Raw genomic sequence first — 10,442 nt, forward strand, 5'->3', positions numbered from 1 at the left:
TCCTATAAAATCGGTCAAATATCGCTCAAATCGACTTTGAGAATAAAATAAAAACTTAAATATGTTATATTTTTTTGTTATTTATAAAAAACATATTATTTATGCTGTTTGAAAATCTATATTTGAAACAGCTACTAATAATATTAATATTTTTTATCTAAAATGATAAACTGGGAATATTTAAGTGAACTTGTTTTTATAAGCATTACCCTTGTCAGTATCATTATGTCTGTGGTTTTATTGCTACAAAGAAGGGTTTTGTTAAATAAAATAAAAATGCAGCAGTTGCAGGTAAATTACCAAAGACAACTGCTGAGAAGTGCCATAGACTCTCAGGAGATACAAAGGAAAAAAATAGCACTAGATTTACACGATGTGGTAGGTGCTATGCTGTCAGCTACAAAGCTTAACCTTAACATGCTCACCAGCGGCACTATACCTGCCCAAGAAGTGGGGGATACACTGGGGCAGACTAAAAAAATGATGGATGAAACCATCGATACTGTTCGTAATATTTCAAAAGAGTTATTACCTTACTCCTTAGAAAAATTTGGATTGGCAAAAGCATTGAAAGAGTTGTGCGAGAAACAAGATAGCCACCAAACAAGGGTTCATTTCCATGAGTATGGAGATACTATTTCTTTGCAAAAGGCAGAAGAGCTTCAGGTTTTTCGAATTACAGAGGAGCTTGTGGGCAATGCACTGAAGCACGCTAAGGCCTCTGAGGTAAATGTAGAGTTAGATTGGAAAATACCTGTGGTTTTAACAGTAAAAGATAATGGAAAAGGCATTAATTTGCTGGATTATCAAGAAGTGAGTCATAAAAGTGTAGGGCTTTATAATGTTGAAAACCGAATGAGTTTGATTCAAGGTGAAATCAATGTTGAAAGTAAGGAAGGGGAAGGCTCTACCATTAAAATAATAATTAAAAAAGATATATGAATCAGGTTAAGGTATACATTGCTGATGACCAAACATTGTTCCGCAAGGGGATGAGCCGTTTAGTAAAAACATTTCCTAATGTAGTAGATGTAAAAGAGGCGCAAAATGGAAAAGAGTTGTTGGATTTGGTGAAAAAGGAGCCTCCTCACGTTATATTGATGGATTTGGAAATGCCGGTAATGGATGGTATTGAAGCAACCGAAAAAATCCTTAACAAATATCCTGATGTAAAAATTGTAGTGCTGTCAATGCACGATACTCACCAACATATATTTTACTTAATGGAGCTAGGTGCACATGCCTTTTTATTAAAAAATGCCGAGCCCGAGGAAGTAGAAAAGGCCATTAATGCTGTGGTGGAAAATGATTTTTACCAAAATAAGATAGTGGTGGATGCCCTTAGAAAAGGCGCTATGGATAAAAAGAAGGCTGAAAAAAGGCCTATTTTTCAGAGTTCGATTAGCCTTACCGATAGAGAAAAGGAAATATTGCTATTGGTATGTAAAGAATTGACCATGAAAGAGATTAGCGATAAGCTTTCATTGTCTGAAAAAACTATTCATAACCACAGGGCCAGAATTATGGATAAACTGGGCGTGCGTAATACCGTGGGGCTGGTAAAATATGCATATGAGAGTGGCCTCTTAGAATAACAGTGTATTTCTTAAAAAAAATCGTTAGGTAATTTTACCCAATCTTATAAGGAAAATTACCTAATTTTCATTTTAATTCAGTCGGTGCTCTGTTTTGCAAAACGCTAACAATCAAAAGATTAAACTGTTTTGATGGGCGAAATATTTCTTTTCCAAGAAAAAATTAAAAACAGAAAAAAATTGACTCTTGCTAACTTGCAAACATAATCACAGACAAAAACTGAATTGAAGATGAAAAGCAAGAGTATACTAATCATACACAGAGAGGAAGGAGCAAGAAGAGAAATGCACCGTATACTGTCTCATTTTGACTTCAATTTAATTTATGCAGGAGATGGTCTCCATGGCTTGCATGCAGCAAAATTTCATAAGCCAGATTTAATTCTTTCAGATATTGATATTGCTGTATTGAATGGTTTGGATATGATGAAAATGCTGAGAAGTGATGAGGAAACTCAAAAGCTGCCTGTGATTTTTTTACATAATGAGCTAGATTTTCAATATGTAAAATCTGCAAGAGCTTTAGATGCAGAAGCATTTTTGGTAAAGCCATATTTAGATAATTCATTGATTTATGCTATTAAAAGAGCATTGAATACCAGTGATTTATGTGTGAATAAAGATAGAATTCCTTTGCGTTTTGAAGATTGTAGAACGCAACAGTTGGCGAAAGTAAAATACGCCTAATAAAATATTTATAATTGTCTGACTCGAATTATAGATAGTTGGTTTTAATTGTGGCATTGTAGGTTGCTTGGTATTTCCGGGCAACCAGCGGATGCCAACTCTCAAGTATCTCACCTCCATTATTATCTCAAACATTTGTTTTTATTGAAAATGATTGCTAATTAAGCCCGTCATTTTATAAAAAATATGCAATAATGTTTGGTTCCGAAGTCTTAGAAGTAGTTGTAGGTTTAATATTTCTATACTTACTTTTTAGTTTATTATCAGCCACTGTTAATGAACTGATTTTAACAGCTTTCTCTTCTTATCGTGGTCGCCTGCTTCAAAAGGCCATTAGAACTATGCTTAGTGATGACTTTGATCCTAAGAAAAGCCTTGATAAGCAGCCTGTGCCGGCAGATCATGAGCAAATATCAGCAGAGGCAATTATAGCAGGTAAAGATGAGCCGAGCATTAAAGATTTAGGTATTGCATTTTATCAGCACCCCATTATATATCGATTTGCTCGCAAGGGCACACGAGGTCTGCCTTCATATTTGTCTCGAAATAATTTTTCTCAAGTAGTAACAGACCTTTTGAGTGAACCACATACCTCTCCTCAATCTATGTCTATTATTAAAGAAAATGTGAGCCATTTACCCGAAGGAGGAACAAAGGTGCTGCTGACCACATTTGTGGCCGATGCAGGAGATGATATTGCAAAGTTTAAAAAACAGCTAGAGGTTTGGTTTGATGAAATGATGCAAAGAACCAGTGGTTGGTACAAGAGACGCGTTCAAAAAGTATTATTTGTAATAGGGTTTATTATAGCCATTGTTTTTAATGCAGATACCTTTGAAATGACACGTTACCTTTCTGATAACCCAAATGCACGATTGGAGCTCGTGAAAATGGCTGAGAATTATCAGATGCAAATGAATGGAAAACTGGCCAAGACTCAACAATTATCTGTAGCATCAGATGATTATGTGCATCAGCAATGTATTAATTCTACTGGTGATGAGAAGGGGGCATGGTGTAAGATGGATTCGTTAAATAGAGAAATACGTGTACTTATGCAAGACCAAATTAAGCAGGCTACTAGCGTACTAGGTTTAGGGTGGGGTGCCCCGGACATCTATATTGAAAAGCAACAGTCATATAATATATTTCTATATATCAAGGGGTATGCTGAGTGGTTTTGGGGGCAGCTTAGTTTGAAAAAAATATTGGGATGGTTGATTACTGCTATTGCGGTTACCTTAGGAGGGCCGTTTTGGTTTGATTTATTAACCGTGATAATGAGGGTACGAGGTACTGGAAATAAGCCTGAAGAAACTGAAAAGTCGATACTAAAATTGAAGGTAGGAAGTAGCAAGGATTGATGTGGCTTACTTTTAAAATACTGATCAATATTCAATTCATAACCTATAGAATGCACTAAATTTCAAGAATGCGACATTAAAAAACTGAGATTAGGCTTATACATTCTGATGAAATTTATAATTTCAAGATTTAGAACATTATTTATGGCACGAGATGCTTTTGACAATGCCCGGTTTGAAAACCAGGTGATAATTATATCTATACTTACTGGCTTTGTAGGTAGTATTATTATTTATTTTATGAAAATGCCTCCTGTGGTAGTAGCTATATTTTTGGCTACAGGAGTGGCCGCATTAGTATACCGATTTTTAGGTGGAGCTGCGGGGTCTAGTATGGTTATGGGGACCTTAAAATTATCGGGGTCGATTGCCATTTTGTTGGGGTCTGCTTGGTTTATTAATTCAGAGCTTTCTAAGCAAGGGGCTAATGGCGTAGAGGTAAAGACCAATAAGTTAGCACATATACAATTTCGTCCGCACCGTTCAAATTGGATAGCCATCGATAAGAGGAGTGGGGCACCCGTAGAGGTTAAAATTGATGAATCTGAAGATGTTATTGAGAAGCCGAGTAAAGATTCATTTAAGAACATTCCTTTGATGATGAATAAAAAAGGGAACAAATATGTGATTTGCCCTGAAGAAGACTCCACTTTTTTGATGGGTAATATAGATAATTCTTATCTGGAAAAAGTAGGGCTTTATAATCATTTAGAAGGGACAGAGGACTTTGTAGTTACTGATCGGTTAGAGCTTGGTGATCAGGATATATTATCCCCTTTTGATTTTAATATTGTTACCACCGCATATGCTAATGAGTATTCGCACTTTCAGTTAGTTGATAAAAAGGAGAAGAAGGTGCTATACGAAGGGCGTATCTACAGAAGGCGTTTTGAAATATTGGAGGTAAGAGGTAAAACCTATTTTATAGCGGTAATAGAGGTAAATCATCAGCCGAAAGAATCGTTCAATCCGCTTTCTAGGGGGCCATATGCAAAGTTTGCCATAGGCAGGCTTGAAGTAAACCTGAACCCATAGCAAATCATATTTTTAATTTAGTTGTACTGTACGTAACCTCGCCACTTTTCTAGTACGTCAGTAAAATCCTGTGGTATTTCACTGTCAAACTGCATAAATTCTTTAGTGGTAGGGTGTACAAAACCTAGAGATTTGGCGTGTAAAGCTTGTCTAGGTATGGTTTTGAAACAGTTGTCTACAAAGCTTTTGTATTTCGAGAACTGAGTTCCTTGAAGTACTCTATCTCCACCATAAGTAGCGTCATTAAATAATGGATGCCCCAAGTATTTCATATGTGCCCTTATTTGATGCGTTCGGCCTGTCTCAAGGTTACATTTTATAAGAGATACGTACCTCAAGTCCTCTAATACTTTATAGTGTGTTATGGCATGTTTTCCTATGGTTTCATCTTCATAGGCTACAGTAACTCTTCGGTCTTTTAAGCTCCGCCCTAAGTTAATGTTGATAGTTCCCTCAGGTTCTTTAGGTATTCCCCATACTAATGCATGGTAAGTTCTTTCGATGGAGTGGTCATAAAACTGTTTAGCCAAGCTATTCATAGCTATTTCTGTTTTAGCTATTACCAATAGGCCGGAAGTATCCTTGTCTATTCGGTGTACGAGGCCAGGCCTTCCTTCATTTCCTTCCATTTCTGGTAGGTTTTGGAAGTGATAAGCTAAAGCGTTTACCAGTGTACCTGTCCAGTTTTGGTATGCAGGGTGCACCACCATACCAGCTTCTTTATTTACTACTAATATATGCTCATCTTCATATACAATATTAAGAGTTATATCTTCAGGTATTACTTCCGTATCACGAGGAGGCTCTGGTAGGGCAATAGTGATTACGTCAGCAGGCCTCACCTTATAGTTAGGTTTTATTTCACCATCATTAACCTTTACAAAACCATCTTTAATGGCTGATTGTAATTTATTTCGGGTCGCATTGGGTAAGCGATCCATCAGAAACTTGTCTATCCTTTGCATTTGTTGTTTTGGATCCACCACTATTCGGTGGTGCTCAAACAACTCATCATCTTCTATAATCTCGTTCTCAGCCATTTTTAAGTATGCCTACAATTATCTAATAAACTACAAAAGTATGAATTATATTCAGCAAAATGATAATTGCGCATAATATGGCTACACTTCTTGGCCATTTTTAAGCTTTAAGTGCTGGGTCACTACTTCAGGTATTTCATCTTTATAATGACTAACAAATATTAATGAAAGAGATGAATGGCGGCAAAGTTCATTAATAATAGTCTTAAATCGCTGTTTTTCTTCTTGGCTAAAGCCTTGAAAAGGTTCATCGAGAATGAGTAGCAAGGGCTTTTTTATCAGGGCGCGAGCAATGAGGCTTAGCCGCTGTATACTGTCTGGCAAATCATGAAATTTATACTCAGCCCATTCAGTAATGTCAAATAAAGAGAGCCAATGTCTGGCGTTTTCTTCTATTTCTGCATTATGATTTTGATTCACCTGAAAGGTGTCATTAATACCCGTGAATAATACTTCAAGACAGGTTAAGTTTTGAGGGAAATATTGATAAAGTTCAGGAGAGATGAATCCTATCTTTCTTTTCAAATCCCAAATAGATTCACCACTGCCTTTAGGTTTGTCAAATAAGATTATATTGTTGGCGTAAGCCTGAGGATTATCTCCGTTTAATAGACTTAATAAAGTAGATTTTCCTGCCCCATTTTCACCTGTTAATGACCACCTTTCTCCTGGTTTAATTTCCCAAGAAATGTTTTTTAAAATACTATGGCCATTATAGCTGATGTTGACATCATCCATTTTAACTAAGTATTGGTAGTTGTTTTTTGCATCTACAAGGCTGCTGACAAGTGCTTGGTCTAAATATAAGTTTGTAGGAGCAATTTCTTGCGTTTTGTATAAAGTCCTCTCCTTTTTAATGATAGGCTCAAGCTTATTAAAAATGGCTACGTGTGTAATGGCTGAAGGCAAGAGTTGTTCATTATGAGAAAAAATAATATTGATGCCAGAATCTTTAATTTTCACCATTAAGCTATTCAGAAATATCCTTGATTTTTCATCTAAACCGGCAAAGGGCTGGGTTAAAATTAGTACTGCAGGGTTTTTCAATAAGGCTTCCGCAATCAATACTTTTCTGGTTTCACCATTTGATAATTTGATGAGTTCCTTGCTTAGCAAAGGTTCAATCTGAAATTCACCTATAACTTTTTCGTATGTCCAGTGTGGCTTTGATGATAAACTATTTACGCTTTTTAAGTAATGACTTACTGTGTCAGAATTATCTGCGTCCGAAGCATGATATCGTTGTTGGTAATACAGCTTTTTCTCATGATCTAAGCCTTTGAATTGGTGCCTGAGCTGTACGTCTACAATAGGCTTTTGCCAGCTAGGTAAATTAAATGCAGAAGGCCATTCATAATCTATGCTTCCTTTCAGTAGAGGTAATGATTTAGAAAGAATATTGGTGAAATGTTTCTGATTGATGGTATCGTTGCCTTGGAGGGCAATGACTTCGCCTGCTAATAGTTGAAAAGAGAAAGGTTGCTCATTTCTATAATTAGGAAGGCCGGCAATAACATTTTGAAGATTAATAACAGCGCTACTCATGGAATAATACGATTGTAAAAGTTTAAATTAAAAGAATATTCACTAAGTCACTTTAATAAGAGCGTAAAGGATGCTTTAGGGAGAAAAATATTTTTTTTCTCTAAAGCTGTGACCTTTTCAACTATCACGATTATATGCTTAAAACCATTAGCCTGAAAGATTTGAATAGTAGCGTACATATGACCGATGAGGAGATTGCTCAGGAGCATAAAGTAATAGAAGCTTCTAAAAAAGATGCTAGGGCTTTTGGTGCTATTTATGATAAATATTACGAAGGCATATTTCAGTTTATTTTTAGAAGAACTGATGATGAGGCGTTGACAGCTGATTTGTGTAGTCAAGTATTTTTAAAAGCGCTTCAGAATTTAAAGAAATATGAATTTAGAGGTTTGCCTTTTTCTGCGTGGTTATTCAGAATAGCAAGTAATGAAGTTAATAGGCACTTTAATACAACTAAAAGGAATAAAATCTTTAGTGTAGAGGAAGAGCGTGTATTTGAACTTTTTGAATATGAAGAAACTGATTTTAGTAATGAGCAGATTCAGTTTTTGCTTAAAACATTAAAGGAATTGCCCACGGACACCTTGGAAGTGCTGGAGTTAAGGTTTTTTGAAGATAAGAGTTTTAAGGAAATAGCATTTATATTGAATATAGGTGAAAGTGGAGCTAAAATGCGTCTATACAGGGCTGTAGAAAAGTTAAAAAAGCACTTTAAAGTCAACTGGAAAGAGTAATGGGCCGACATGAAATAAGATTAAGGAGAAAAAAAATGACATCGAGGCGCATCGAGGGTCACAAGAATTATTATGAATTGCTGCAAAAACATGAAGGGAAAGGCGCATCTAAAAAATGGATCAAACTTGTAATATACTTTTTGTTGATAGTAGCTATGCTGGCATTGATCATTTATGTTACTCAGCAGATAAGTAGCAAAAAGGACGATAAGAATACAACATCCCGGCCGGATGTCTCAATAAATTTTATACCAAAATTTGAAAATTATGGATAAGCGTAAACAACAGAAAAAGGATAATCGAAGATTATCAGGTTTGTTTTTTCAGGTGGGTTTATTAGCCGCATTAATGTTAGTGTTTAGTGCGTTTGAGTACCGGTCGAAGCGAGAGGTGCCAGATTACCCTCTCGATATTACTAATGACGATGGAGTGATTGAAGTGTTGATACCCCGAACTAAAATAGCCACCCCCAAGCCACCTCCAGCACCTAAGACAAGAGTGATTAACCCTGTGCCTACAGATGCAGAAATTGAAGTGCAGGTAAAAGATATTTTGCCCACAATAGAGGTTCCTGAGGATGACCCCGTGATTGAAATCGAGACGGCAACTTTACCTGTAGAGGTGCCTGATGATCTTCCTTTTGATATAGTGGAAGAAATGCCATCGCCAAAAGGAGGTTTGGATGCTCTTTATAAATACATTGGAGATAACTTGAAGTACCCTTCTAGCGCTAGAAGGTTGGGTATTGAAGGAACGGTGTTTTTAAGTTTTGTGGTGGATGAAAATGGTAATATGACAGACCTTAAAGTGGTGAAAGGAATAGGAGCAGGCTGTGATGATGAGGTTATGCGTATCTTCGAAAATCCACCCAAGTGGAATGCCGGGAAGCAGCGCGGAGTGCCTGTTAAGGTAAGGCAAATGATACCCATTAAATTTGCGTTGCAAGATAGATAATTCTATCATATTCGTAAGCCGTGAGCACTAGCTCACGGCTTTTTTAGTATTTATTCGCTTTTATAAGGTTGATATTTCTAAGAATTATTTTATAAGTAATGCTTGCTAGGGCTTAACTTTGTGCCTCATTTTTAGTAAGTAATACCATGGAAAATATCACTCTTACAGTAGGCGGTGTGCCTGAGCATTTCAATTTACCTATACATATCGCTAATGAAAAAGGATTATTTCAGCAGGCTGGGATTAACCTAAATTGGGTGGATTATCCGCAAGGTACAGGAGGTATGACTAAGGCTTTGAGAAGTGGAGAGTGCGATATTTGTATTTTACTTACTGAAGGTATAATCACAGATATAATTAAAGGAAACCCTTCTAAGATCATAAGTGGTTATGTGAAATCGCCTTTAACTTGGGGGGTGCATACAGGTGTAAATAGCGATCTCACTGCGCATAATCAGGTTTATGACCAAAAAGTAGCCATTAGCCGTTTAGGTTCAGGATCACACCTTATGCCTACCGTTGATGCCTTGAAAAATGGAGAAAAAATGGTCGCAGAGCAGTTTATTCCTGTAGAGAATATTGATGGAGCGCTTCAATCATTGAACAGCGGAGAAACGGATGTTTTCTACTGGGAAAAATTTATGACCAAGCCTTATGTAAATAAAGGAATGCTAAGAAGAATAGGCGAATTCATTTCTCCTTGGCCCTGTTTTATGATTGCTGCTACTAACGATATTATAGCACAACAGCCCGAATTATTAGATAAATTCCTCAAAATAGTTCATCATGCTTGTGACGATTTCATGCGTAGTGATAGTGCCATTGATCAGGTAAGTGAGAAATATGATATACCACATCAGGATGCTGCAGTTTGGTTTCATTCTACTGAGTGGACTACCAACAGCTGGGTAAGTGATAAGATGTTGATGAGTGTAGTTTATACCTTAAAAGAGGCCGGCATTGTTTCAGGAGATGCTACTGTAGATCCATTAGTGTGGAAAAGGCAATCGTAATAAATATACCATAGTAGTGGGTAAGTAGGCCTATTGAAGTTGCTAATGTTTTGATGAATAGGTTTTTATGTCAAAAATGTTTTCAATAAGGCAAATATCCATCGCTCAAGCTGTGCCGTTGATCTAAAAACTTTCTATATTCGTGCGGATTGTGGTTTTTCGTAAGTATTTACGAAAATTAAAAGGGAATTCAGTGTAATTCTGAAACTGTACCCGCAGCTGTAATTTCGACTTTGCATATGTGAAGTAAATAATTCGTTCGGCATGCCATTGTCATTAAAGATGAGAAGGCGAGCGAATACGAAAGAGTCAGAAGACCTGCCATTTTTCGTGATGAATCCAGGCTTTCGGGTTAAAAGTGCAGGTCATATCATTCCTGAAAATTGAAAATGTTGCCTAGTGCTACATCAAAGGTGATATTGTACCTTTTCCTTCCTGAGTTTCATTTCTATTTTTTTTATACTTAAACCTAAAC

General features: G+C 36.5%; 10 protein-coding genes and 1 riboswitch. Of the genes, 8 read left to right on the forward strand and 2 right to left on the reverse strand.

Translation table 11 applies throughout. From position 1 onward, the window contains the following. Window positions 1-162: 162 nt before the first annotated feature. The 5 genes from ACXACQ_RS05430 to ACXACQ_RS05450 all read left to right on the forward strand — a co-directional run bounded on the left by ACXACQ_RS05430 (window position 163) and on the right by ACXACQ_RS05450 (window position 4,681). On the forward strand, window positions 163-942 hold the full coding sequence (locus ACXACQ_RS05430) for a sensor histidine kinase (RefSeq protein ID WP_474974917.1): 780 nt from the start codon (window positions 163-165) through the stop codon (window positions 940-942). After that, window positions 939-1,595, forward strand: a complete 657-nt coding sequence (locus tag ACXACQ_RS05435) for a response regulator transcription factor (protein WP_474974918.1) — start codon at window positions 939-941, stop codon at window positions 1,593-1,595. The genes ACXACQ_RS05430 and ACXACQ_RS05435 overlap by 4 nt, the downstream gene beginning before the upstream one ends. 231 nt (window positions 1,596-1,826) lie before the next feature. Beyond that, the gene (locus ACXACQ_RS05440) at window positions 1,827-2,282 is read left to right on the forward strand and encodes a response regulator (protein WP_474974919.1); all 456 of its coding nucleotides are present in this window, start codon (window positions 1,827-1,829) and stop codon (window positions 2,280-2,282) included. Window positions 2,283-2,476: 194 nt separating this feature from the next. Continuing rightward, window positions 2,477-3,646: a hypothetical protein gene (locus ACXACQ_RS05445; protein WP_474974920.1), complete on the forward strand. Its 1,170-nt coding sequence runs from the start codon at window positions 2,477-2,479 to the stop codon at window positions 3,644-3,646. Window positions 3,647-3,754: 108 nt separating this feature from the next. Then, complete coding sequence (locus ACXACQ_RS05450) at window positions 3,755-4,681, forward strand: hypothetical protein (protein ID WP_474974921.1); 927 nt, start codon at window positions 3,755-3,757, stop codon at window positions 4,679-4,681. A 17-nt stretch (window positions 4,682-4,698) separates the two neighbouring features. Here the strand turns inward: ACXACQ_RS05450 and ACXACQ_RS05455 are convergent, their stop codons facing one another. Next, window positions 4,699-5,721, reverse strand: a complete 1,023-nt coding sequence (locus ACXACQ_RS05455) for an RluA family pseudouridine synthase (protein ID WP_474974922.1) — start codon at window positions 5,719-5,721, stop codon at window positions 4,699-4,701. Window positions 5,722-5,802: 81 nt separating this feature from the next. Then, window positions 5,803-7,266, reverse strand: coding sequence for an ATP-binding cassette domain-containing protein (locus tag ACXACQ_RS05460; protein ID WP_474974923.1), 1,464 nt, complete (start codon window positions 7,264-7,266; stop codon window positions 5,803-5,805). 134 nt (window positions 7,267-7,400) lie between these two features. Here ACXACQ_RS05460 and ACXACQ_RS05465 point away from each other — a divergent pair, with 134 nt between their 5' ends. From ACXACQ_RS05465 to ACXACQ_RS05475, 3 genes are all read left to right on the forward strand, one after another. After that, window positions 7,401-8,000 (forward strand): RNA polymerase sigma factor, encoded by a 600-nt coding sequence (locus ACXACQ_RS05465; protein ID WP_474974924.1) that lies wholly within the window; start codon window positions 7,401-7,403, stop codon window positions 7,998-8,000. A gap of 267 nt (window positions 8,001-8,267) precedes the next feature. After that, complete coding sequence (locus ACXACQ_RS05470; RefSeq protein ID WP_474974925.1) at window positions 8,268-8,954, forward strand: energy transducer TonB; 687 nt, start codon at window positions 8,268-8,270, stop codon at window positions 8,952-8,954. 146 nt (window positions 8,955-9,100) lie between these two features. Beyond that, entirely contained in the window at window positions 9,101-9,967 is an 867-nt protein-coding gene (locus ACXACQ_RS05475) for a substrate-binding domain-containing protein (RefSeq protein ID WP_474974926.1), read from the forward strand. A 135-nt stretch (window positions 9,968-10,102) separates the two neighbouring features. Further along, window positions 10,103-10,307: riboswitch (cobalamin riboswitch) on the forward strand. Window positions 10,308-10,442 lie beyond the last annotated feature (135 nt).

Source organism: Fulvivirga sp. AWR4_260 (genome assembly GCF_056158185.1).